We start from the raw sequence: 21,892 nt of genomic DNA, 5'->3' as shown, positions 1-21,892 counted from the left end.
GGCTGGCTACTTCCGCAGGCGCACGAGGTCGGCGAGGGCAGCGTCCGACAGCTCGGTGAGCGCACCCTCGCCGCCGTTGACGACGGCGTCGGCCAGCGAGCGCTTGGACCGGATCAGCTCGGCGATCGACTCCTCGATCGTGCCCTCGCTGATGAGCCGGTGCACCTGGACGTTCTTGGTCTGCCCGATGCGGTGCGCGCGGTCGGTGGCCTGGTCCTCGACGGCGGGGTTCCACCAGCGGTCGTAGTGGATGACGTGGTCGGCCTTGGTCAGGTTGAGGCCCACGCCGGCGGCCTTGAGCGACAGCACGAAGACCGGGATCTCGCCGCCCTGGAACCGGTGCACCATCTTCTCCCGCGCGCGTACGGTCGTGGCACCGTGCAGGAACTGGTGGCCGATCTTCTTCTCCTCGAGGTGCCGGGTCAGCAGCCGGCCCATCTGGGCGTACTGGGTGAACACCAGCGTCGCGCCGCCCTCGGCGACGATCTCCTCGACCAGCTCGTCGAACACGCCGAGCTTGCCGGAACGGCCGGTGATGCGGCCGTCGGGCTCACGGAGGAACTGCGCGGGATGGTTGCAGATCTGCTTGAGCTGGGTCAGCAGCTTGACCACGAGACCGCGGCGCTGGATGCCCTGCGCGTTCTCGATCTGCGCCATCGTGCTGCGGACGACCGCTTCGTAGAGGCCGACCTGCTCGCGCGTCAGGTTGATGCGGTGGTCGGTCTCGATCTTGGGCGGCAGCTCCGGCGCGATGCCGGGATCGGACTTGCGACGGCGCAGCACGAACGGCCGGATGAGCTGCGACAGCCCGGTCGCCTTGCCGGAGTCGCGGCGCGACTCGATCGCCCGCGACCAGGTGTTGCGGAACTGCTGGTTGGTGCCGAGCAGCCCGGGCGTCGTCCAGTCGAGGATGGCCCACAGCTCGGCGAGGTTGTTCTCGACCGGCGTGCCGGTCAGGGCCAGTCTCGCCTCCGCGGGGATGGTGCGGATGGCCTGCGCCGTGCGGGCGTGTGGGTTCTTGATGTTCTGTGCCTCGTCGGCGACGACCAGGCCCCAACCGGGCTGGTGCTCGGACAGCTCGATCGCGTCGGAGCGCATCGTGGCGTACGTCGTCACGAGGAATCCGTCGTCGACACCGTCGAGCCGGCGCTTGGGCCCGTGGTAGCGGCGGACGTTGACGCCCGGGGCGAACCGCTTGATCTCGCGCTCCCAGTTGCCGAGCACCGAGGCCGGGCACACCACGAGCGTCGGCGCCGTCGAGGTGGCGGTGCGCTGCAGGTGCAGGGCGATCAGCATGACGGTCTTGCCGAGGCCCATGTCGTCGGCGAGGATGCCGCCGAGGCTCAGGTCGACGAGCTGCGTCATCCACCGCAGGCCCTGCAGCTGGTAGTCGCGCAGCGTGCCCTCGAGCCCGTCGGGCTGCACCGCCGGGGCGATGTCGCGGTCCTGCACCGCGAGCCGCCTGCGGACGTCCTCGAGCCAGCCGACCGTGTCGACCTCGGTCATCCGGCCGTCGACCTCGAGCTCGCCGGTGACCGCGGCGCGCAGCGCCTCCAGTGGCGAGATCTCGCGCGTACGCTGCTCGAGCACGCGCTGCAGGCGGCTCTTGTCGACGAACACCCAGCGGTCTCGCAGCCGCAGCAGGCCGGTCTGCGACTGCGCGAGCTGGTCGAGCTCGGCCGCCGACAGCACGTCGTCGCCGAGCGCGACCTGCCAGTCGAACGAGAACAGCTGACCCTGCGTGAACGCCGACGGCCGGTCGGAACGAGGCGTGTCGTCGCGGCGCACGACGGCGGACGTCGAGAGCTCGCGGATCAGCTCGGGTGGCCAGCGGACCTCGATGCGGTTGGCCATCAGGGTCGGCGCGAGCGAGCGGTCGCCGAGGCGCGCCAGCTCGTCGGGGCTGACGGTCGCGGCACCGCGGGCGTGGGCGTCGCGCAGACGGCCGGCGGGGGACCACCACGCCTCGAGCCGCCGCAGCATCGCCGCCGTCGGCTCCTTGGCGTCCTGGCCGAGCGGGTGCGACGTGGTGCCGCCGAACATGTCGCCGGCGTCGAACGCCGCCCACGACCCCGAGCGCGGCTGCACCCTCAGGCGTACGACGGCGGCCTGCTCGGGGGTCGGCTGCTCGAGGAACGAGATCATCAGGGTCCACGAGAACGTGGTCTCGCGCTGGCGCGGCTGCGCGGCCTGCGGCGAGACGTACGGCTGGCGCTGCGGCGTCGAGGCGGCAGCCGGGGCGTCGACCGCGAGGGCCTTGAGGAACGCGTTGATCGTCGCCTGGCCACGGCCGGCGTTGCTGTCGATCGCGCTCGCCGCGTTCTGCAGCTGGTTGAGCTCCGTGGAGTCCGGGGAGCCCAGTGCACCCCGCGCCATGATGCGGAGCGCGAGGATCGCCGGCGTCGCCCACGCGCGGACGGACGGGTCGGCCGACATGACCCGGATGCCCTGGCTCAGCGCGCCGATCGACTCGTTGGCGGTGGCGGCGTGATCGCCGTCGGGGGCGTGGAACACGAAGCGCGAATCAGCCGGATCCTCGCCTGCGACGAACTCCACGGGGAAGCGCAGAAGTCGGCGCAGATCCGTGGACGTGGGCATCCCTCCATTGTCGCTCACCGCTCCAACTCACGGTCATCGGGTCCGGGACGCCGGGCGGTTGAACCGCGGCCGAACGGGGCAGACAAGGAGCCACCGAACCACGTGATGAGGCAGCCGTGATCCTCCGCAACAAGATCGCCGCCCAGGCCGGCCTGCTCCTCGACGACGAGGTCGCGCCGGGCTCGATCGCCGAGCGCCGGGACCGCCTCACCGAGCCGCACGTCCGCGACCTCGAGGACTGGGTGCAGGACCTCACGTCCCGGACCGGCGAGGCGATCCCGTCGTTCGACCCACGGTCGGGCGGTGTCCGGTCGAGCGTGCTGGTGCTGCGGGAGGAGCCGCGCTGCCTGGCCGGCGAGAAGTCCGGCTTCGTCAGCATCGACAACAACGACCTGGCGGCGCAGCACACCTCGATCGCCCACGGCAGCGGCGGCCTCGACTACGGCCAGACGGTGCACTGGAACGTCGTCCCGTGGTGGGTCCAGAACCCCGAGACGACACCGGTGGGTGGCCGGCGCACGCTGCTGGCCCAGGCCCGCCGCGCCCGCCAGGACCTGCTCGACGTGCTGGATCTGCTGCCCGGCATCCGCGTCGTGGTGCTGCTGGGCAAGCAGACCGAGCGGGCGTGGAGCGTCGTGGACCCGGGGGGCTACGACGTGGTGACCGCGCCGCATCCCAGCCCGCTCGCATGGCACCAGATGTCGGTGTCGGGGGTCCGCAACAGCGCCCTGACGATCAACGCGTTCTCACGCGCCGCCGCCACGATCGCCGACTGAGGCTCAGCGCCGCAAGATGCTCGCGTCGAGCAGCTTGAAGTTGGTGTTGACCCGAGGCTCGCCATCGTCGCCCGGCTCGACCGGCGTGTTGTCGCCGTCCTGCACCACGAGCAGGCCGTGCGGGTAGCCCGGCAGGGGCGTGCTGACGGTGTCGGCGCCGTCGCAGTCCTGCGAGCCGTCGGCGGTGGCGCCGTCGACGACAGCGAAGTGCCTCAGTGGCCGGTTGGTCTGCCGGTCGTACGTGTAGAACGTGTCGTCGCCCTGGCTCGACACGAGCAGCGTGCCGCTGCGCCGACCGGTCTCGTAGATCGTGAGGCCCTCGGTGTCGGCCGCGATGCGCCCGCCGAAGCCGGGATCGGCGCCCGACGGCACGCACTCCTCGGTCTGCTCGTCGTACGTCGCGGGGACGCCGAACTCCTTCGTGCGCTCGACCGCGCGCGGCCCGCCGTGGAACGCTCCGCGCTTGACCTTCACCCGCCACAGCCCGATGTCCTCCTGAGCGGCGTACAGCGTGCCGGCGGCCTCGTCCACCACCACGCCCTCGAGCTGCGGCCCCTCACCGGGCTCCTCGCACGGTGACCATGTCGTCCCGTTGGGCAGCGTGAACGACGAGGGGAGCTCGAGCGTGTCGACCTTCGTGTAGGTGACCCGTCCATCGACGGCGCGCAGCTTGAACAGCCCGACGTCGGTGCGGTGCCGTCGGGTGCCCACGACGTATGTCGTGCCGCGCTCCTGGAACGTCGTCAGGCCGTAGATCGTCTCCTGGTCGTTGACCTGCGCCTGGTCCTTCGAGAACGCCAGGGGTGCCTGCTCCGACGTCACGTCGCTGAGCCGTCCGGTGCGGCGGTCGATGACGTACGAGCGGATGGTGTCGCGCCCGCGGTCACTGGTGACGGCGAGGTCGACGGTGCGCCCGCCGACCCTGAAGCCGTGCACGATGTCGACGTTGTTGAAGCGGCCCGCCTCGTCGTCGGGTCTCGGCGCGTCCGGCGCGGCGATGCTCTGGAGGAGCGCGCCCTTGAGGCTGTAGACGTTGAGGCCGGCGTTCTTGGCGGTCCCGATGATGACGCTGCGCGCCTTGTCGGTGCGGTTGACCCAGATCGCGGGATCGTCGGCGTCGCCGTTGTTGCCGGCGTCGTCGTCGTACACGCCGGGCGTCTCGGCCTTGGCGGTCACGGTGACGAGCTGGTCCGCGGGTCGAGGGTGCGCCGACGCCTCCGAGACGACCAGCGACGGGACGGCGAACAGGGCGATGGCCGCGAGGGCGGGCTTGGGTGAGGTCACGGCCGTGACGCTAGGCAGCGGTTCTGGACACCGGGTGGCGTCGAGGTGTGCGGCAGGCGAACTCGGGGCGTCTGACATCGTGGGTGGCATGAGGTTCACGGCGTCGCTCGCGGTCGCGTCGGTGCTCGTGCTCGCTGCCTGCACGGGTGAGCTGCCCGAGGGAGAACCGAACCCGGCGATCCGCACCGCCACGTTGCCGACACTGACGCCGCCGCCGACCACCTTCCCGGGCGAGACGTGGCAGCGCGAGCGGCAGGGCGACTGGACCGAGCTCGACGCCACCCTCGAACGTACGGGCTCGACGTGCGTCGCCGTGGTCAAGGACGGCGAGCTCGTCCACGACGCCTACTGGAACGGCGGGAGCGAGCGGGGTCGGCACCGGGTCTACTCGATCACCAAGTCGCTGACCTCTCTGCTCGTCGGCATGGCTGCCGACGCCGGCGCCCTGGCGCTCGACGACCCGGCGTCCGAGTGGGTCGACGAGTGGCAGACCGGCCCCGCGGCCGAGATCACCGTCGCAGACCTGCTCTCGATGACCTCCGGGCGCCGCTGGGACGAGGTCTCCGACCGTCGCATGATCCGTGCCGCGACGGACAAGACCGCGCACGCGGTCGGCATGGCGCAGGACAGCGCCCCCGGCAAGCGATGGGTCTACGACAACTCGGCCGTGCAGACGCTGGAGTCCGTGCTCGACGACGTCACCAGCAACGACGACGTCGCGGACATCGCCCGCGCCCGCCTGCTCGAGCCGCTCGGCATGCGCGACACCGCGTGGGCGCGCGACGCGTCCGGCAACGCGCTCACGTTCTCGGGCGTCGAGTCGACCTGCCTCGACCTGGCCCGCGTCGGTCACCTCATGCTCAACCGCGGCGCCTGGGACGGCGAGCAGCTCGTGTCGCCGGGGTTCGTCGAGCAGGCCACCCGGCCCTCCAGCGAGCTCAACGCGGCGTACGGCCTGCTGTGGTGGGTCAACGGCAAGGGCCGGGTCGTCGAGGTCCTGCGGCAGGCCGGCTACGACACCGACAAGCCGCCGCACGAGGGCCGGCTCGCGCCCGGCGTGCCCGACGACGCGTTCTGGGCGTACGGCTACGGGGACCAGTACGTCGCGGTCGTGCCCTCCGAGGGGGTCGTCGCCGTGCGCCTGGGCGCCAGGCCCGCGACCCCGGACGCGCTGACGTTCGACGGGTTCACGCGCGGGGTCCTGCAGGGACTGGGGGCCGGGTGACCGAGCACGCGTACGACAGGGCGGACCGCGAGGCGGTCTATCGCGTCATCGCCGAGCGGCGCGACATGCGGCACTTCGCCGGCGGCACGGTCGACGAGGAGGTGCTGGCCCGCCTGCTGTCCGCGGCACACCAGGCACCGAGCGTCGGGCTCATGCAGCCGTGGCGAGTCGTGCGGGTCACCGACCCCGCGCTGCGCCGAGCGCTCCACGACCACGTCGAGGTCGAGCGGCGGCACACGGCCGAGGCGATGGGCGAGCGGGCCGACGAGTTCATGCGGCTCAAGGTGCAGGGCATCCTCGACTGCGCCGAGGTGCTGGTCGTGGCGCTGGGCGACGGCCGGGAGCGGCACGTGTTCGGCCGGCGCACGATGCCGCACATGGACCTGGCGTCGGTGTCGTGCGCGATCCAGAACCTCTGGCTGGCCGCGCGTGCCGAGGGTCTCGGCATGGGGTGGGTGTCGCTGTTCGTGCCCGAGGAGGTCGCCGACCTGATCGGCGCGCCCGAGGGAGCTGAGCCCGTCGCCATCGTGTGCCTCGGGCCTGTCGACGCGTTCTATCCCCGCCCCATGCTCGAGCAGGAGAGCTGGGCGACCGTACGCCCGCTCGACGAGCTGTTGGCCGACAACGTCTGGCCCGGCTGACTCGGCGCGCGCCGGTTGGGCCGATCGGCGAGGATCGAGGCATGGCCGACGACCTCGAGCAGCGCATCCTGGCGATGCTGCACGCCCGGGCCGCGACCTCGACGATCTGCCCCTCCGACGTGGCCCGGGAGGCGTCACCCGAGGACTGGAGACCGTTGATGGACCCGGTCCGCGACGCTGCGCGCCGGCTCGTGGCCGCGGGTCGGGTGGAGATCACCCAGCACGGCGAGGTCGTCGACCTCGACCAGGCGAAGGGACCGATCCGCATCCGGTTGCCGCGGCGGACCTGAGTGTCCGACCCCGGTGCTTGGGTCGAGACATGGACCCAGACGAACCCGGATGGCAGCTGATCGACGACTTCTTCGCGGCCGAGGCGTCGGGCCGGGCCGAGCCGACCGTACGCCGCTACGGCCGGGTCCGCGACCGCCTCACGCACTACCTCGACACGGCCGAGATGAGCCCGTGGCTCGGCACCGCGCCGGCGACCTTGCTCTCGGCAGAGCGGGAGTTCCACGACCGGGGCGCCTTCTGGCACCTCTTGGGTCCTGACGAGCTCGTGTGCGTGCTGCCCGGCTTCCTGCTCGAGCCGTGGCTGCCTGAGACGCTCGGCGAGGCGCGCACCCAGATCAGCCTGGTGTCGCGACTGCTCAGTCATGTGAGTCGTCAGCGGCTGCTCGACCTGGCTGCCGTGCAGTGTGCCCTTTGGGACGCCGAGGCAGCGGTCAGGCAGGCACGGTCCGATCTCGAGGCGCGTTCGGCGGCCCGCGAGCCCGATGACTGGTCCCAGGAGATGCCGCAACGGTTCCGGCAGGAACCAGGACCTCAGTGGTGATGATATAGTTGAAGCATCAACTACAGGAGGCTTGCAGGATGGCGACCTACTCGATCTCGGACCTGGACAACCGGCTCCGGCCGAGCCCGCTGATGCCGGTGCTCTTCGTCGGCCACGGCAACCCCATGCATGCGATCTCCGACAATGCCTACACACAGACGTGGGCCTCGGTCGGCCAGGGGCTGCCAGAGGCGCAGGCGATCGTCGTCGTGAGCGCGCACTGGCTGACGCCCGGGCAGACGCACATCACCGATGCCCCCAAGAACAAGATCATCTACGACTTCGGCGGCTTCCCCGAGGAGCTCTCCCGCGTCCAGTACGACAGCGTCGGTGACCAGGACGTCGCCCGGCTGCTCGCCCGGCAGCTCGTCGAGTACGAAGCCGAGCTCGACAAGCAGTGGGGTCTCGACCACGGCACGTGGAGCGTGCTCAGGCACCTCGCCCCGGCCCCCGACGTACCGGTCCTGCAGATCAGCATCGACTACGCGATGCCGCTGCCCGAGCTCTACCGGCTCTACGGCCGCCTGCGCGCGATGCGCCGACGCGGCGTCGTCTTCATCGGCAGCGGCAACATCGTGCACGCCCTCGGCCGGGTCAAGTGGGACGGCGGGGCGGCCTGGGACTGGGCCGAGCAGTTCGACGCCGACACCGCTGACGCGCTCCGCAACCGCGAGATCGGCAAGCTCGTCGACCCCTACGCCACGTGGGCCGAGGCACGCATCGCCGTCCCGACCGACGACCACTACCGTCCGATGGTCGCCGCGCTGAGCCTGCTCGAGGACGGCGAGGACATCGAGTTCTTCAACGACACGATCGACATGGGCTCGATCGGCATGAGGTCGTTCATCTCCGTCTGACGGACCGCGGCCGTATGCTGCTGGCACTCAAGGAGCGCCATGACTGCAGTCACCATCACCCACATCGGCGGCCCGACCGCGTTGATCGAGGTCGGCGGATGGCGGATCCTCACCGATCCGACGTTCGACCCGCCCGGCCGGCGGTACTTCTTCGGCTGGGGCACGATGTCGAGCAAGCTCGCCGGCCCATCGGTCGCACCCGACGACCTCGGACCGATCGACGCCGTGCTGATCAGCCACCATCACCACGCCGACAACCTCGATCCCACCGGTGTCTCGATGCTGCCGGGCCTGGGCACGGTGCTGACCACCCGGAAGGCCGCCGCAAAGCTCGGAGGCGGCGCGGTCGGCCTCGCGCCTTGGGACACCTGGACGTTGGAGGCGGAGGGCAAGGAGACGATCACCGTGACCGCGACGCCGTGCCAGCACGGACCCGTCGCCCTCAACCCGATCACCGGGCCGGTCACCGGCTTCGCTTTGGAGTGGGCCGGCCAGCAGCACGGCGCGCTCTGGATGACAGGTGACACGGTCCTCTACCGCGGGCTGCGCGACGTCGCGGCCAGGCTCGACATCGGCACGATTCTCATGCATCTCGGCTCGGTGAGGTTCCGCTATCTCACCGGCTGGTTCCGCTACACGATGGACGCCCGGCAGGGCGCCGAGCTCCTCGACATCGTCAAGCCGTCAGCGGTGGTCCCCGTGCACTACGAGGGCTGGTCCCACTTCCAGCAGGGGCGCGGCGAGGCCGAGCGGGTGCTGGCGGCCTCGCCCTACGCCGACCGCGTCACGTGGGTCGATCCGGGCGCCTCGACCACGATCGAGGCGTGACACCGGCTCAGGCCTGACGGGCCTCGGGCTCGTCCGCCTCCTGTGCGGCGACCTGGCGACGCACGTCGTCCATGTCGAGGTCCTTGACCGCGGTGATGATCTGCTCGAGACCGGCGGCCGGCAGGGCACCGGGCTGCGAGAAGACCAGGATGCCGTCACGGAACGCCATCAGGGTCGGGATCGAGGTGATCTGGGCGGCGGCAGCGAGCTCGCGCTGGTCCTCGGTGTCGATCTTGCCGAAGACGACGTCGGAGTGCTGCTCGCTCGCGGCCTCGAAGACCGGGCCGAACTGCTTGCACGGTCCGCACCACTCTGCCCACCAGTCGACGAGGGTGATGCCCTCAGCGCCGATGACGTCGTCGATCGTGTCCTTGGTCAGGGTGACGGTGCTCATGACTGCCTCTCATAGGAAAACTCCGTACGCACGGTTCAACGGTACGAGGGTGGTGGGCATTCCCGGCCTGACGTGATCGGCCGTCAGGGCACTTCCTCGGCGGGCGGCGTCGTGGGTGCCGTGGTCGTCGGGGCTGGGTCCGGCTCCTCGTCCTGGTCGGCATCCCCCTCGTCGCTGCCGGTGCCGGAGTCCTGGTTGCCCTTCGTGTCCTTGTCGCCCTTGTCCTTCTTCTTGCCCTCGCCCTTCTCGCCGTCCGTCTCGGGCACGGGGATCCCGTTGGCGACGGTCAGCGTCACGGTGGAGCCGTTCTTGGCGGTACGGCTCGGGTCGACCTCGATGACGGTCCCGGCGAGCTCGTTCGACGGGGCGTAGACGGCAGTGGCGTCGAGCCCGAGCTTCTTCAGCACGGCCTCCGCCTCGTCGTACGTCGAGCCGACCAGCTTGTCGACCGGCAGGGCGACGCGCCCGGTGGCGACCGACAGCGTGACGACGCTGCCCTCGTCGGCCTCGGTGCCCGCCGCAGGCGTCTGTCGCACGACCTCCCCGGCCTTGGCCTTGACGACGTTGACCTTGCGGACCTCCACCTCGAGGCCTGCCTTCTCGAGCTGGGCCGTCGCGGCGCTCTGCGACTTCCCGTCGACGTCCGGCACGGCGACGGCCTTGGCGCCACCGCCGAGCATCATCCAGGCGAGGCCGGCTGCGACGAGGGCCACGAAGGCCGAGCTGAGCAGCACCATGCGCCGCGGGGACCGACGCTCGGAGTGCTCGGCGGCGACCGCGCTGCCGGCCGCGGCGGAGTCCACGTGGGTCAGCTGGGTCGCCTGGGTCGCCTGGGTGGCTGGGACTGCCTGGGTGGGCTGGGTGTCAGGGTCTGTCGGCACGCTCGCGCCCACCGTGACCGGCCGCTCGACGATGCCGGGAAGCGTGTCGCCCGGCACGGCACCGGCCGTCGGCATGGTCGGCTCGCCAGACATCACCGGCGCATGCCCTGGGGGCGCGGGCACCGACGTCGCGAGCTCCGCCGCCTGCTGCGCCACGACGGTGCCCGAGGCGGGCCGGTCGACCGGCTCCTTGGCCAGCATCCCGGTGACCAGTGCTGCCGCAGCGGCCGGCACGGTCTCCGGCAGGGGCGCGGCCTGGTCCTGCAGGTGGGCGAGGGCGGTGGCGATGTCGCTGTCGCGATGGAACGGCAGGTTGCCGGTCAGGCAGGTGTAGGCGACGATGCCGAGCGAGTAGAGGTCAGAGGCAGCCGTCGCCCCTCGGCCGGCCGCCTGCTCCGGGCTGAGGTAGTCCGCGGTGCCGATCAGGGCTCCGGTCTGGGTGAGGGGTTCCCCGCCCGCCGCGTGGGCGATGCCGAAGTCGACGAGCATCACCCGGTTGTCCGGCGTCACCAGGATGTTGCCCGGCTTGAGGTCTCGGTGGACGATGCCGGCCTCGTGGGCGACCTGCAGCGCCGCGGCGATCTCGGCGACGATCGCCATCGTCTCGCCGGCCGACAGTGAGCCGCGCTCGGCCAGTAAAGCGGACAGCGGCGCGCCCTCGATCAGCGGCATCACCAGGTAGGGGACGGGCTTGCCGTCCTCCTCGTCCTCGCCGTAGTCGAAGACGTCGACGATGCCGGGGTGGTGCAGCTTGCCGGCGAGCTGCGCCTCGATCCTGAGCCGGGCCCGGACGTTCTCGTCGTCGGCCAGGTGCGGCCGGATGATCTTGAGCGCGACGGAGCGGTCGAGGACCTCGTCATGGGCCTGCCACACCTCGCCCATGCCGCCACCACCGATGAGCTTGTCGAGGCGGTATCGACCGCCGAGCAGGGGAGGGGGCACCTGTACAGATTAGGCGTCAACGCCGCAGTTCTCACCTCGAGGGCGGCTGACTGACTGTCGCTCTCAGGCACCGACCGGCATGATCGATCCATGGAGCGTCGAACTCTGCTGACCGGGATCGCTGCGATCGGCGCCGCCACCCTGGTCGGGTGCGGCGGCGACGACGAGAAGCCGTCGCCCACGCGCACGCCGTCGACCACCCCCACGAGCCCGCCGACGTCGGGCGTGCCCGCCCGGGTGGACCCGCGCATCGCGTCGACCGTTGCCACCGGCCTCAACGTGCCGTGGGACATCGTCTTCCTCGAGAACGGCGATGCGCTGGTGTCGCAGCGCGACGAGGGATCCATCGTGCGCATCACCACGGCCGGCAAGGTCAGCAAGGTCGGGGACGTCGACGGGGCCTCCGGCGTCGCCGGGGGAGAGGGCGGTCTCCTCGGGCTGGCCCTGGCCCCTGACGACGAGTCGACGCTGTTCGCGTTCGTCACGACGGGCTCGGACGACCGGGTCGTCCGCCTGACCCTCGACGGCTCCACGATCCGCGACCAGGAGCCCATCCTCACCGACATCGCGATCGGCTCCCGCCACCACGGCGGCCGACTGCTGTTCGACCGCGAGGGCAACCTGTTCGTCTCCACCGGTGACGCCGGGGACGGTGACCTCGCCCAGGACCGCGACTCGCTCAACGGCAAGGTCCTGCGCATCACCCGGGACGGCAAGGCGGCCCCGGGCAATCCCTTCGGCAACCGAACCTGGTCCTACGGCCACCGCAACATCGAGGGGCTGGCGTACGACGCCGACGGCCGGCTGTGGGCCACGGAGTTCGGCCAGGACTCGGCCGACGAGCTCAACCTGATCGAGCGCGGCGGCAATTACGGCTGGCCTGGCGTCGAGGGTCGGTCGGACGACCGCGATCTCGTCAACCCGAAGGTCACCTGGGGCACGGACGAGTGCTCGCCCGCCGGCGTGGCCATCGCGCGGTCGACGGCGTTCGTCGCGGCGCTGCAGGGCGAGTGCCTGTTCGCCGTGCGGCTCGACGGCGAGAAGGTGGGCAAGCCCAAGGCCTACTTCGGCGGCGACCACGGTCGGATCCGCACCGTGGTGGCTGCTCCCGACGGCGCGCTGTGGGTCGCGACGAGCAACACCGACGGCCGGGGTGACCTCCGCGACGGCGACGACCGGATCTTCCGCGTGACCCTCTGAAACTACCGAGGGGTAAGGGTTCCGCCACGGCCAAACATGAGGATAACCTCATGTCAACGGCAGTGAACAGAGGAGCACCCATGGACGAGTCCGCATTCGACATCGACACGAAGCAGGTCGCCGAGACCTCGGCACGGTTCCCTGCGCACCGGCTGGCCCCGCGCCATGCGAAGCCCTACACCGACGTCACCTACCTCGAGGACTCCCCGAGCGCCGAGTTCGGCCGGCACGCGTGGGACGAGGCCGGACACCTCTGATCGACGCATGACATGAGAAAGCCCCCGGAGCGATGCTCCGGGGGCTTTCTTCGACTTACAAGGGGCGGATGTTCGCGGCCTGCAGGCCCTTCTGGCCCTGCTCCACGTCGAACTCGACCTTTTGGTTCTCGTTCAGCGAGCGGTAGCCGCTCGACTGGATCGCGCTGAAGTGCGCGAAGACGTCTTCGCTGCCGTCGTCAGGGGCGATGAAGCCGAAGCCCTTGTCAGCGTTGAACCACTTGACGGTTCCTGTTGCCATGTCCTACTCCTCTTGGCGAGCTCACCCACGACCTTCGCGAGTGACTGTCGCGACGTACATCCAACCTTCGAGAAGAACTAGACACCCCGAGAGGAACTCATTCATTCTTACGGCCCAACGTCGTGCAACTGGCGACAAGCCTAGGGCACAGCCGACCCCCAAGGGAAAGACTTCCGGGTGGTGAATCGCAAAAAACTCACCACCCGGAAGCCCGATCACAGCTTGCCGAACACCTGCGCGACCCACCAGACACCGTTCTTGTCCTGGACGGCACCAACGCCGATCAGGCGCTTGTTGGAGCTGAGCAGGTTGGCCCGGTGTCCCGAGGACTTCATCCACGCACCGACGACCCTCCAGCCGCTGGAGTAGCCGTACGCGATGTTCTCCGACACGCTCGAGAGATTGCACGCGTCGAGCACCGTCCTCAGGTTCTGGTGCTTGAGCGTGCGCTGGCTGGCCATCCACGCGGCCTGCCGCTCGGCGTACTTGTCGACGCACCACTGCGCCCTGACGGCCGTCTTGTCGTAGTCGGCTCGCTTGATGTTGGTCCACCTGATGACGTCAGCCTCGTACGTCGTCGACGTCATCGCCGCCGAGGACGGGGTGAACGTCAGGACCAGCATCACCATCAATGCTCCCGCAAAAGCGCGCGGGTTCAGTATTTTTTTCATGGGTTCTCCCTCCCACGACCACCATAAAACACACGGGGACCAACGTGGGAGAACTCTTTTCCCCGTAGCTCGAAGGGACTAGTCCCTATAGTCACGACGAGCCAATGTCAAGACTGCCGTTCTTCCTGAAAAAAACCTAAGTTGACTCCGTTGTGCCGCGCACGCCTCACGAGGGCGTGCGCACAGCAGGCCGGGCAAACCGCCCGGCTGCTCATCGAAATGGGAAATCAGGGGGAACAGTGAAGCGTGTGACATCAGGCCTCGTCGGCCTCGCGCTCGCGGCAACCTTCGGAGCGACCTACACCGCTCCGAGCTCCGCATCAGCAGTACCACCCGTCGCCGACAGCGACCGGGCCACCAGCCAGCAGGACGAGCTGCCGAGCCCCTTGGAGGACAAGCGACGCGCCCTGCGCGAGTCGGGCCTCACCGGGGTCCTCAACGGCGACCTCGACGCTGTCCAGAAGAACGGCAGCACCGTCGTCAAGGTCGGCAAGGGCACGAGCCCGGCCGAGGCCGCGCGCAGGGGCAACAAGAAGTTCCGCAAGGACTCCAAGGCGCGGGCTGCGAAGCAGCAGGACCAGTACGTCGAGCTGTCCCAGGAACGCGCCGACAAGATCTTCGTGATCCTTGCGGAGTTCGGCAACGAGCGTCACCCCGACTACCCGGACGTCGACACGGATCCCGACACCCCCGGTCCGACGACGTTCGAGGGACCCCTGCACAACAAGATCCCCGAGCCCGACCGCACCAAGGACAACTCGACGGTCTGGCAGGCGGACTACAACCGCCAGCACTACCAGGACCTCTACTTCAAGAAGACCGCCGACTCGGTCAAGACCTACTACGAGAAGCAGTCGTCGGGCCGCTACACGGTCGACGGCACCGTCTCGGACTGGGTCAAGGTGCCCTTCAACGAGGCCCGCTACGGTCGCGAGGACTCCGGCACCTGGTACCTCATCCAGGATGCGGTCACGGCGTGGATCGCTGAGCAGAAGGCCGCCGGTCAGACCGACGCGCAGATCAAGACCGCGCTGCAGGCGTACGACCAGTACGACCGCTACGACTACGACGGCGACGGCAACTTCAACGAGTCCGACGGCTACATCGACCACTTCCAGATCGTGCACGCCGGCGGCGACGAGGCCGACGGTGACCCGCAGCAGGGTGAGGACGCCATCTGGTCGCACCGCTGGAACGCGTTCTTGACCGATGCCGGCATCACCGGCCCGTCGTACAACCGCCTCGGCGGCACCGAGGTCGGCAACACCGGCATCTGGATCTCGGACTACACGATCCAGCCCGAGAACGGCGGACTGTCGGTGTTCGTCCACGAGTACGGCCACGACCTCGGTCTGCCGGACGCGTACGCGACCGAGGGTGGCGGCGACAACTCCAACGAGTACTGGACGCTGATGGCTCAGAGCCGGCTGAACGCCAAGGGCGAGCCCCTCGGCACCCGGCCGGGTGACCTCGGCGCCTGGGAGAAGCTGCAGCTGGGTTGGCTCGACTACGAGGCGCTGAGCACGCACCAGAAGAAGACGCTCGAGCTCGGTCCGCAGGAGTACAACACTAAGAAGGCGCAGGGCGCCGTCGTGGTGCTGCCCAAGAAGACCGTCATCACCGACAACGGGGCTCCGGCCTCCGGCTCGAAGCAGTTCTTCTCGGGGTCCGGTGACGACCTGGCCAACACCATGACGACCGACGTCGACCTGACCGGCAAGTCTGGCGGGGTATTGACGGCCAAGGTTCGCTACTCGATCGAGAAGGGCTACGACTACGCGTACGTCCAGGCCTCGACCGACGGCGGAGCCAACTGGAAGGCCCTCGACGGCACCGTCGCTGGCAAGCCGATCGCCGATGACACCTCGGGCAACCCGGGCATCGACGGCGAGCAGGCGACATGGGCCGACCTCAACGTGCCGCTCGGCGCGTACGACGGCCAGAAGATCAAGCTGCGCATCCTCTACAAGACCGATGGTGGTCTGGCGAAGAAGGGCCTGTTCGTCGACGACGTGGCCGTCAAGGCCGGTGCCGAGACGCTGCTGACCGACGGTGCAGAAGACGGCGGGACCGCGTGGACGTTCGACGGGTTCTCGATCGTGGGAGCCACCACGTCGAGCCTCGCCGACAACTACTACGTCCTGGGCCACCGCTCCTACGTCAGCTTCGACAAGTACCTGCTGACCGGTCCGTACAACTTCGGCTTCACGAACACGAGGCCGGACTGGGTCGAGCACTACAAGTACGGTCACGGCCTGTTGATCTCGTACTGGGACACGTCGATGAAGGACAACAACACGACGCTGCACCCCGGCTCGGGTCGCAACCTGCCGATCGACGCCAACCCGGAGCCGATCATCAACATCGCGACGGGTGCACCGTGGCGGCCGCGCATCCAGGTCTACGACGCGCCGTTCTCGCTGCACAAGGCCGACTCGATGACGCTGCACACCAACGGGGTGCCCAGCTACATCCGCGGCCAGTCGGCGAAGCCGTTGTTCGACGACACCAAGAAGTACTGGTACGCCGAGCTGCCGAGCCATGGCGTCAAGCTGCCGGCTGCCGGTGTGAAGGTGCGAGTACTCGAGGAGCGGGGGACCTCGATGAAGGTCAGGTTCAACTGACCTAGGACCCGAGCCCCGGGTGTGCGGCGCCTCGTGCGCTGCACACCCGGGTTTCGGCTTTCAGGACCCGGGTGTCGGTCGCTAGGCGGCGTGCAGCTCCGTCACGGTGTAGAGCGCGGGGAGCGCTGCCTCGAGGGCAGCCAGGTCGTCGGTCGACAGGCCGGCAAGGCGGTCCCGGATGACGGCGTCCTGCACGGCGCGCCGCCGCTCCAGAGCCTCGCGGCCAGCCGGGGTGATGTCGATCAGGACCACCCGGCCGTCGCGCGCGTCGGACCTGCGGACGACCAGGCCGGAGGCCTCGAGCCGCTGCACCAGCCCGGTCATGGCCGGCTGCGTGACCGCCTCGCGCTCGGCAAGGGTCGTGATGCGCATGGCGCCCTCGCCGGCCAACCACGAGAGCGTCGAGGCAGCCGGACGGCTCAGGGAGTCCGTGCGGGTCGCCCGCTGGAGCGCTGCTGCGAGCTCGCGAAGGGTGCCGGCCAGGTGGTCGAGGTCAGGTTGCGCCATGCAACCAAGAATATGACGCAGTTATGCAACATTCAACTTCTGGTCGTGGTGTACGCCACGGCGCCCGCCAGCACGACAGCCGCGCCGGCGGCGACCGAGCCGAGCGGCAGGCTTGCCGCGAGGACGGCGCACCCGGCGAGTCCGACCGCGGACACGAGGCGCCACGACAGGACAGAGCTCAGCGTCCAGGCCGAGGCGTTGGCGATGGCGTAGTAGACGAGCACGCAGAACGACGAGAAGGCGACACTCGTGACCAGGTCGCCGAAGCCGACCAGCGTGCCGACCACGACCCCGACGGCCAGCTCGGCGACGTGCGGGACCCGGGTGCGCTCGTGGACCGCGCTCAGGTGACGGGGCAGGTGCCCGTCGCGCGCCATGGCGAGCACCGTGCGCGACACCCCGAGCATCAGCGACAGCAGCGCCCCTCCCGCGGCGAGCGCGGCGGCGACCAGCACCAGCGGGACGAGACCCTGGGCGCCCGCGTCCTCGAGGCCGGTGACGAAGGGACGCGGTGAGGACGAGAGGGCCGCGGCTCCGAGCACGTGCAGGAGGGCGAGAGCAGCAGCCACGTAGAGGCCGAGCACCAGGACGAACGTCACGGCGATCGCGCGGGGGATCGTCCGAGCAGGGTCACGCACCTCCTCGCCCAGCGTGGCCAGCCGGGCATAGCCGGCGAACGCGAAGAACAGCAGCCCTGCGGCCTCGAGCACGCCGCCGGGCGTCGTCCGAGGGGCCGGGCCGGACGTGCCGGGGGCGGAGGACATGACGGCGGCCGCCACGATCACGATCGCCACGACCGCGACGACGAGCGGCAGGCTCACCGCCGCTGACCGCTCGACGCCGGCCAGGTTGACCGCGGTGACGACCGCGACCGCGGCGAGTGCGCCTGTCCGGGCGTGATCGGGCCAGAGGTAGGTGCCCAGCGCGAACGCCATGGCGGCGCACGACGCCACCTTGCCTGCGATGAACGACCACCCGGCCAGGTGACCCCAGAACGGCCCGAGGCGCTCGCGCCCGTAGACGTACGTGCCGCCGGCGACGGGGTGCCGGCGTGCGAGGCGGGCCGACGAGACGGCATTGCATGCCGCCACGACCGCAGCCAGGGCGAGGGCCCCGAGCAGGCCGTTGCCGGCTGCCGAGACGGCGGGCGGGAAGACGACGAACAGACCGGCACCGACCATGGCGCTCATCCCGATCGCGACCGACCCGACCAGGCCCAGCCGTCGATCGAGGGTGCCGGTCATGTCAGAGGTCGTAGTCGATGACCAGGGGAGCGTGGTCGGACCAGCGCTCGGCCCAGCTCGGCGCCCGGTCGACGACGGCCTCACGTGCAGTGGCGGCGAGCTCGGGCGTGGCGATCTGGTAGTCGATGCGCCAGCCGGTGTCCTTGTCGAAGGCCTGGCCGCGCATGGACCACCATGTGTAGGGCCCGTCGACGTCGCCGGCGAGCGCACGGTGCACGTCGACCCAGCCCAGCTCGCCGAAGTAGCGGTCGAAGTAGGCACGCTCCTCCGGCAGGAAGCCGGCCTTCTTGACGTTGCCCTTCCAGTTGCGGATGTCGCGCTCGGTGTGGCCCACGTTGAGGTCGCCGGTGACGACGCCGTGGTTGCCTGACTCGCGGATCTCGGCGAGGCGTACGGCCATCTGCTCGAGGAAGCGGTACTTGTCGTCCTGGCGCGGTGTGCCGGCCTCGCCGGAGTGGACGTAGGCCGACACAGTCGTCAGGATCGACCCGTCCGGCAGCGGGACGTCGGCCTCGATCCAGCGGCCGGAGTCGTGGAAGTAGTCGTCGCCGTTGCCCACCCGGTGGTCCTTGGGCTCGGCCCGGCTGAGCACGGCCACGCCGGCGCGTCCCTTGGCGGCAGCCTCGGCATGGACGACGTGATAGCCCGAGTCGGCGACGATCTCGTGCACGATCGCGTCAGGGGCTCGAACCTCCTGCAGCGTCACGATGTCGGCGCCGCGCGCGGCGAGCCAGTCGCCGAAGCCGAGGGTCTGGCCCCGCGTCTTGTTGTGGGCGGCACGGATGCCGTTGACGTTGACCGTGGCGATACGAAGCACGCGGATCACCCTAGTCGGGGCGGCTGACGGAAGCCTGCGTGCGGTCAGCTGGCGGCGACCAGCCCGGCGACCACGGCGACCAGCGGGGCGACGCCCTGGATCGCGGCGGCGCGGGCGTACGGCTTTCCGCCGCTGGACACCAGCACCGCGGCCGCCGCGACCATGCTGCCGCAGGCGAACACGATCAGTGTCCAACCCATGGTGTCGCGGTCGCCGGTGAGCGCGACGAGCCCGATCCCGACGAACGTGCCGATCGCGAGGAAGAGGTTGTAGAACCCTTGGTTGAACGCCAGGGAGGCGGTCGTGTCGGCGTCGGCCTGCGAGGCGACACCGAAGGTCTTCCACGTCTTGGGCTTGCGCCAGTCGAGGGACTCCAGCTTGAAGAACAGCACGTGCAGCAAGGCGGCGATGCCGGCGAAGGTCAGGGCTAGGGCGGTCATGTCCTGGAGCGTAGCGGTGCCGGCGGGCCGAGCGGCCCCTAGAACTCCTCGTGGGTGCGGGGGTCGCCGCCGATGCGCCGGCCCGTGTCGAGGGCGGCGATCCGGTCGAGGTCGTCCTGGTCGAGCTCGAAGTCGAAGATGTCGAGGTTGCTGCGGAACCGCTCGGGCGTCGCCGACTTGGGGATCGGGGCCGCGCCGATCTGCGTGTGCCACCGCAGCACGACCTGAGCGGGCGACTTGCCGTGCCGCGCGCCGATCTCGGAGAGGTCGGGGTGGTCGAGCAGGTCGCTGCCGCGCCCGATCGGCGTCCAGCTCTGCGTGACGATGTCGTAGCCCTCGTCGGCGGCGCGCTGATCGGCCTGCGGGAAGTAGGGATGCAGCTCGACCTGGTTGACGGCGGGCGTCACGCCGGTCTCGGCGATGAGCCTGCTGAGGTGCTCGGGCAGGAAGTTGGAGACGCCGATCGACCGGGTCAGGCCTTCGTCGCGGAGCTCGATCATCGCCTGCCACGTCTCGACGTACTGGTCGATGCGCGGCAACGGCCAGTGGATCAGGTAGAGGTCCACGTGGTCGAGCCCGAGCCGCTCGAGCGAGGCGGTCAGCTCGATGCGCGGTCCCTGCGAGCCGTGCGCGTGGCCGGGCAGCTTGGTCGTGACGAAGAGCTCGTCGCGCGAGACCGGAGAGTCCGCGATCCCGCGGCCCACCTCGGTCTCGTTCTCGTAGCGGGTCGCGGTGTCGAGAAGTCGGTAACCCGTGTCGATCGCCTCGACAAAGATCTGCGGATCCTTGATCGAGTAGGTCCCGAAGCCGAGGACCGGCATCTGGCGACCGTCGTTGAGCTCGAGCAGCGGTGCGGTGTCCATGCTCCCAACCTACGCCGGGGGTCAGGCGGTCTGCTGGGCGGCGGCGCGTCCCGCTGCCCGGCCGCTGAAGATGCATCCGCCGAGGAACGTGCCTTCGAGCGAGTTGTAGCCATGCACACCGCCGCCGCCGAATCCGGCGACCTCTCCGGCGGCGTACAGACCCTCGAGCGGTGCGCCGTCGGCGCCGATGACCTGCGAGTCGAGGTCGGTCTCGAGCCCGCCGAGCGACTTGCGGGTCAGCACGTGCAGGCGTACGGCGATCAGTGGGCCCTTGGCCGGGTCGAGGATCTTGTGCGGCGCCGCGACACGGATGAGCCTGTCGCCGCGATAGCTGCGCGCCTGCTTGAGCGCGGCGATCTGCAAATCCTTGGTGAACGCGTTGTCGAGCTCGCGGTCACGGTCGGCGACCTGACGACGTACGTGCTCGACATCGACGGGGGCGTCGGGGGTCAACGCGTTCATGCCGGCGACGAGCTCCTCGAGCGTGTCCGCCACGACGAAGTCCTCACCCTGGGACTTGAACGCCTCGACCGGTCCGGTGGCACCCTTGGCGAGCCGCTGCTTGAGCAGCTCCCGGACGCTCTTGCCGGTGAGGTCGGGATTCTGCTCCTGGCCGGAGAGGGCGAACTCCTTCTCGATGATCGCCTGGGTCAGCACGAACCACGAGTGGTCGTGGCCGCTCTGGCGGAGCAGCTTGAGCGTGCCGAGGGTGTCGAAGCCGGGCAGGCCCGGGATCGGCAGGCGCTGCCCGGAGCCGTCGAGCCAGATCGACGACGGCCCGGGCAGGATGCGGATGCCGTGCTGGGGCCAGATCGGGTCCCAGTTCTTGATGCCCTCGACGTAGTGCCACATGCGGTCGCGGTTGATGTGGCTCGCGCCGGCCTTCTCCGCGATGCCGAGCATCCGGCCGTCGACGTGCGCCGGCACGCCGGAGATCATGTGCTGCGGGGGAGTGCCGAGCCGATCAGGCCAGTTGGCCCGCACCAGGTCGTGGTTGCCGCCGATGCCACCGGACGTGACGATGACGGCCTGCGCGGTCAGCTCGAAGTCGCCGACGGGCGTACGCGAGGTGGGGGCCGCACGCTCGGCGTCGGTCGGCTCCAGGATCTGCCCGCGTACGCCGGTGACCGCTCCGCCGGTGACGATCAGCTCGTCGACCTGGTGGCGGAACGCGAACCGGACGAGCCCCCGGTCGTGGCCGGCTCGCACGAGCTTCTCGAACGGCTCGATGATCCCGGGCCCGGTGCCCCAGGTGATGTGGAAGCGAGGGACGGAGTTGCCGTGCCCGCTGGCCAGGCCGCCACCGCGCTCGGCCCATCCGACGACCGGGAAGACGCTGTGGCCCCGCTCCTTGAGCCAGGCCTGCTTCTCACCGGCTGCGAAGTTGACGTACGCCTCGGCCCACTGCCGCGGCCAGTGGTCCTCGTCGCGGTCGAACTGGGCGCTGCCGGCCCAGTCCTGCAGGGCGAGCTCGACCGAGTCCTTGATGCCCATGCGGCGCTGCTGGGGCGAGTCGACGAAGAACAGGCCGCCGAACGACCAGAAGGCCTGTCCACCGATGCCCTGCTCGCCCTCCTGGTCCACCAGGACGACCGTGCGACCGGCTTCGACGAGCTCTGCGGTGGCGACGAGGCCCGCGAGGCCCGCACCGACGACGATGACATCAGCATCCATGACGCAGATTGTGTCCTACGGACGATGGCGCCCTGCGCCGTGCTCGCGGGGACGCCGCGTCTCAACACCGTGAATGTC

General features: G+C 69.9%; 22 protein-coding genes. 10 read left to right on the top strand and 12 right to left on the bottom strand.

Annotated features, from left to right (window positions below; genetic code table 11):
• Positions 1–6 precede the first annotated feature (6 nt).
• The gene (locus AB0N22_RS06070; protein ID WP_364637167.1) at positions 7–2,598 is read right to left on the bottom strand and encodes a DEAD/DEAH box helicase; all 2,592 of its coding nucleotides are present in this window, start codon (positions 2,596–2,598) and stop codon (positions 7–9) included.
• A 116-nt stretch (positions 2,599–2,714) separates the two neighbouring features.
• Between AB0N22_RS06070 and AB0N22_RS06065 the strand changes: the two genes are divergently transcribed.
• Positions 2,715–3,374, top strand: a complete 660-nt coding sequence (locus AB0N22_RS06065) for a hypothetical protein (protein ID WP_364637165.1) — start codon at positions 2,715–2,717, stop codon at positions 3,372–3,374.
• A gap of 3 nt (positions 3,375–3,377) precedes the next feature.
• Here the strand turns inward: AB0N22_RS06065 and AB0N22_RS06060 are convergent, their stop codons facing one another.
• The gene (locus tag AB0N22_RS06060) at positions 3,378–4,658 is read right to left on the bottom strand and encodes a phytase (protein ID WP_364637163.1); all 1,281 of its coding nucleotides are present in this window, start codon (positions 4,656–4,658) and stop codon (positions 3,378–3,380) included.
• A gap of 88 nt (positions 4,659–4,746) precedes the next feature.
• On the opposite strand from AB0N22_RS06060, the gene AB0N22_RS06055 reads away from it, so the two are divergent.
• Genes AB0N22_RS06055 through AB0N22_RS06030 form a run of 6 tightly spaced genes read left to right on the top strand, consistent with a single transcriptional unit; the run spans position 4,747 to position 9,041 of the window.
• Positions 4,747–5,883 (top strand): serine hydrolase, encoded by a 1,137-nt coding sequence (locus AB0N22_RS06055; RefSeq protein ID WP_364637161.1) that lies wholly within the window; start codon positions 4,747–4,749, stop codon positions 5,881–5,883.
• Positions 5,880–6,524, top strand: coding sequence for a 5,6-dimethylbenzimidazole synthase (gene bluB / locus AB0N22_RS06050; RefSeq protein WP_364637159.1), 645 nt, complete (start codon positions 5,880–5,882; stop codon positions 6,522–6,524). Before AB0N22_RS06055 ends, bluB begins: the two co-directional genes overlap by 4 nt.
• Positions 6,525–6,565: 41 nt before the next feature.
• On the top strand, positions 6,566–6,814 hold the full coding sequence (locus tag AB0N22_RS06045; RefSeq protein WP_364637157.1) for a DUF3253 domain-containing protein: 249 nt from the start codon (positions 6,566–6,568) through the stop codon (positions 6,812–6,814).
• A 29-nt stretch (positions 6,815–6,843) separates the two neighbouring features.
• Positions 6,844–7,356: a hypothetical protein gene (locus AB0N22_RS06040; protein WP_364637155.1), complete on the top strand. Its 513-nt coding sequence runs from the start codon at positions 6,844–6,846 to the stop codon at positions 7,354–7,356.
• Between the two features lie 38 nt (positions 7,357–7,394).
• Complete coding sequence (locus AB0N22_RS06035; RefSeq protein WP_364637153.1) at positions 7,395–8,213, top strand: class III extradiol ring-cleavage dioxygenase; 819 nt, start codon at positions 7,395–7,397, stop codon at positions 8,211–8,213.
• Between the two features lie 39 nt (positions 8,214–8,252).
• Positions 8,253–9,041, top strand: a complete 789-nt coding sequence (locus tag AB0N22_RS06030; RefSeq protein ID WP_364637151.1) for an MBL fold metallo-hydrolase — start codon at positions 8,253–8,255, stop codon at positions 9,039–9,041.
• 7 nt (positions 9,042–9,048) lie between these two features.
• On the opposite strand, the gene AB0N22_RS06025 is transcribed toward AB0N22_RS06030, so the two are convergent.
• Both AB0N22_RS06025 and AB0N22_RS06020 read right to left on the bottom strand, forming a co-directional pair.
• Complete coding sequence (locus AB0N22_RS06025) at positions 9,049–9,435, bottom strand: thioredoxin domain-containing protein (RefSeq protein WP_364637149.1); 387 nt, start codon at positions 9,433–9,435, stop codon at positions 9,049–9,051.
• Between the two features lie 83 nt (positions 9,436–9,518).
• Entirely contained in the window at positions 9,519–11,258 is a 1,740-nt protein-coding gene (locus AB0N22_RS06020) for a protein kinase (protein ID WP_364637147.1), read from the bottom strand.
• Positions 11,259–11,348: 90 nt separating this feature from the next.
• Between AB0N22_RS06020 and AB0N22_RS06015 the strand changes: the two genes are divergently transcribed.
• On the top strand, positions 11,349–12,458 hold the full coding sequence (locus tag AB0N22_RS06015; protein ID WP_364637145.1) for a PQQ-dependent sugar dehydrogenase: 1,110 nt from the start codon (positions 11,349–11,351) through the stop codon (positions 12,456–12,458).
• 80 nt (positions 12,459–12,538) lie between these two features.
• The gene (locus tag AB0N22_RS06010) at positions 12,539–12,715 is read left to right on the top strand and encodes a hypothetical protein (RefSeq protein ID WP_364637143.1); all 177 of its coding nucleotides are present in this window, start codon (positions 12,539–12,541) and stop codon (positions 12,713–12,715) included.
• Between the two features lie 55 nt (positions 12,716–12,770).
• On the opposite strand, the gene AB0N22_RS06005 is transcribed toward AB0N22_RS06010, so the two are convergent.
• Both AB0N22_RS06005 and AB0N22_RS06000 read right to left on the bottom strand, forming a co-directional pair.
• On the bottom strand, positions 12,771–12,974 hold the full coding sequence (locus tag AB0N22_RS06005; RefSeq protein ID WP_056214575.1) for a cold-shock protein: 204 nt from the start codon (positions 12,972–12,974) through the stop codon (positions 12,771–12,773).
• Positions 12,975–13,189: 215 nt separating this feature from the next.
• On the bottom strand, positions 13,190–13,603 hold the full coding sequence (locus AB0N22_RS06000; protein WP_364637141.1) for a CAP domain-containing protein: 414 nt from the start codon (positions 13,601–13,603) through the stop codon (positions 13,190–13,192).
• 290 nt (positions 13,604–13,893) lie between these two features.
• On the opposite strand from AB0N22_RS06000, the gene AB0N22_RS05995 reads away from it, so the two are divergent.
• Positions 13,894–16,269, top strand: a complete 2,376-nt coding sequence (locus AB0N22_RS05995) for an immune inhibitor A domain-containing protein (protein ID WP_364637139.1) — start codon at positions 13,894–13,896, stop codon at positions 16,267–16,269.
• A gap of 81 nt (positions 16,270–16,350) precedes the next feature.
• On the opposite strand, the gene AB0N22_RS05990 is transcribed toward AB0N22_RS05995, so the two are convergent.
• The 6 genes from AB0N22_RS05990 to AB0N22_RS05965 are packed head-to-tail and all read right to left on the bottom strand — an operon-like array spanning position 16,351 to position 21,814.
• On the bottom strand, positions 16,351–16,776 hold the full coding sequence (locus tag AB0N22_RS05990) for a MarR family transcriptional regulator (protein ID WP_364637137.1): 426 nt from the start codon (positions 16,774–16,776) through the stop codon (positions 16,351–16,353).
• 32 nt (positions 16,777–16,808) lie between these two features.
• Positions 16,809–18,020 carry an APC family permease gene (locus AB0N22_RS05985; RefSeq protein ID WP_364637135.1) on the bottom strand — a complete coding sequence of 404 codons (1,212 nt, stop codon included), beginning with the start codon at positions 18,018–18,020 and terminating at the stop codon, positions 16,809–16,811.
• A gap of 1 nt (position 18,021) precedes the next feature.
• Positions 18,022–18,837, bottom strand: a complete 816-nt coding sequence (locus AB0N22_RS05980) for an exodeoxyribonuclease III (RefSeq protein WP_364637134.1) — start codon at positions 18,835–18,837, stop codon at positions 18,022–18,024.
• Positions 18,838–18,881: 44 nt separating this feature from the next.
• A complete protein-coding gene (locus AB0N22_RS05975; protein ID WP_364637132.1) occupies positions 18,882–19,277 on the bottom strand; it encodes a DUF1304 domain-containing protein in 396 nt (131 codons plus the stop codon).
• Positions 19,278–19,315: 38 nt separating this feature from the next.
• Complete coding sequence (locus AB0N22_RS05970; RefSeq protein ID WP_364637130.1) at positions 19,316–20,140, bottom strand: aldo/keto reductase; 825 nt, start codon at positions 20,138–20,140, stop codon at positions 19,316–19,318.
• A gap of 21 nt (positions 20,141–20,161) precedes the next feature.
• The gene (locus AB0N22_RS05965; protein WP_364637128.1) at positions 20,162–21,814 is read right to left on the bottom strand and encodes an FAD-binding dehydrogenase; all 1,653 of its coding nucleotides are present in this window, start codon (positions 21,812–21,814) and stop codon (positions 20,162–20,164) included.
• Between the last annotated feature and the right edge of the window lie 78 nt (positions 21,815–21,892).

Origin of the sequence: Aeromicrobium sp. NPDC092404 (assembly GCF_040684095.1) — a bacterium.
Taxonomy (GTDB): domain Bacteria; phylum Actinomycetota; class Actinomycetes; order Propionibacteriales; family Nocardioidaceae; genus Aeromicrobium.
This window is presented reverse-complemented; position numbering and strand designations above follow the sequence as displayed.

What these genes read in the sequence shown, in the direction of transcription:
- AB0N22_RS06070 (WP_364637167.1), bottom strand. Translation starts at nt 2,598, where the DNA reads ATGCCCACGTCCACGGATCTGCGCCGACTTCTGCGCTTCCCCGTGGAG.
- AB0N22_RS06055 (WP_364637161.1), top strand. Translation starts at nt 4,747, where the DNA reads ATGAGGTTCACGGCGTCGCTCGCGGTCGCGTCGGTGCTCGTGCTCGCT.
- AB0N22_RS06045 (WP_364637157.1), top strand. Translation starts at nt 6,566, where the DNA reads ATGGCCGACGACCTCGAGCAGCGCATCCTGGCGATGCTGCACGCCCGG.
- AB0N22_RS06040 (WP_364637155.1), top strand. Translation starts at nt 6,844, where the DNA reads ATGGACCCAGACGAACCCGGATGGCAGCTGATCGACGACTTCTTCGCG.
- AB0N22_RS06035 (WP_364637153.1), top strand. Translation starts at nt 7,395, where the DNA reads ATGGCGACCTACTCGATCTCGGACCTGGACAACCGGCTCCGGCCGAGC.
- AB0N22_RS06030 (WP_364637151.1), top strand. Translation starts at nt 8,253, where the DNA reads ATGACTGCAGTCACCATCACCCACATCGGCGGCCCGACCGCGTTGATC.
- AB0N22_RS06025 (WP_364637149.1), bottom strand. Translation starts at nt 9,435, where the DNA reads ATGAGCACCGTCACCCTGACCAAGGACACGATCGACGACGTCATCGGC.
- AB0N22_RS06015 (WP_364637145.1), top strand. Translation starts at nt 11,349, where the DNA reads ATGGAGCGTCGAACTCTGCTGACCGGGATCGCTGCGATCGGCGCCGCC.
- AB0N22_RS06010 (WP_364637143.1), top strand. Translation starts at nt 12,539, where the DNA reads ATGGACGAGTCCGCATTCGACATCGACACGAAGCAGGTCGCCGAGACC.
- AB0N22_RS06005 (WP_056214575.1), bottom strand. Translation starts at nt 12,974, where the DNA reads ATGGCAACAGGAACCGTCAAGTGGTTCAACGCTGACAAGGGCTTCGGC.
- AB0N22_RS06000 (WP_364637141.1), bottom strand. Translation starts at nt 13,603, where the DNA reads ATGGTGATGCTGGTCCTGACGTTCACCCCGTCCTCGGCGGCGATGACG.
- AB0N22_RS05990 (WP_364637137.1), bottom strand. Translation starts at nt 16,776, where the DNA reads ATGGCGCAACCTGACCTCGACCACCTGGCCGGCACCCTTCGCGAGCTC.
- AB0N22_RS05985 (WP_364637135.1), bottom strand. Translation starts at nt 18,020, where the DNA reads ATGACCGGCACCCTCGATCGACGGCTGGGCCTGGTCGGGTCGGTCGCG.
- AB0N22_RS05975 (WP_364637132.1), bottom strand. Translation starts at nt 19,277, where the DNA reads ATGACCGCCCTAGCCCTGACCTTCGCCGGCATCGCCGCCTTGCTGCAC.
- AB0N22_RS05970 (WP_364637130.1), bottom strand. Translation starts at nt 20,140, where the DNA reads ATGGACACCGCACCGCTGCTCGAGCTCAACGACGGTCGCCAGATGCCG.
- AB0N22_RS05965 (WP_364637128.1), bottom strand. Translation starts at nt 21,814, where the DNA reads ATGGATGCTGATGTCATCGTCGTCGGTGCGGGCCTCGCGGGCCTCGTC.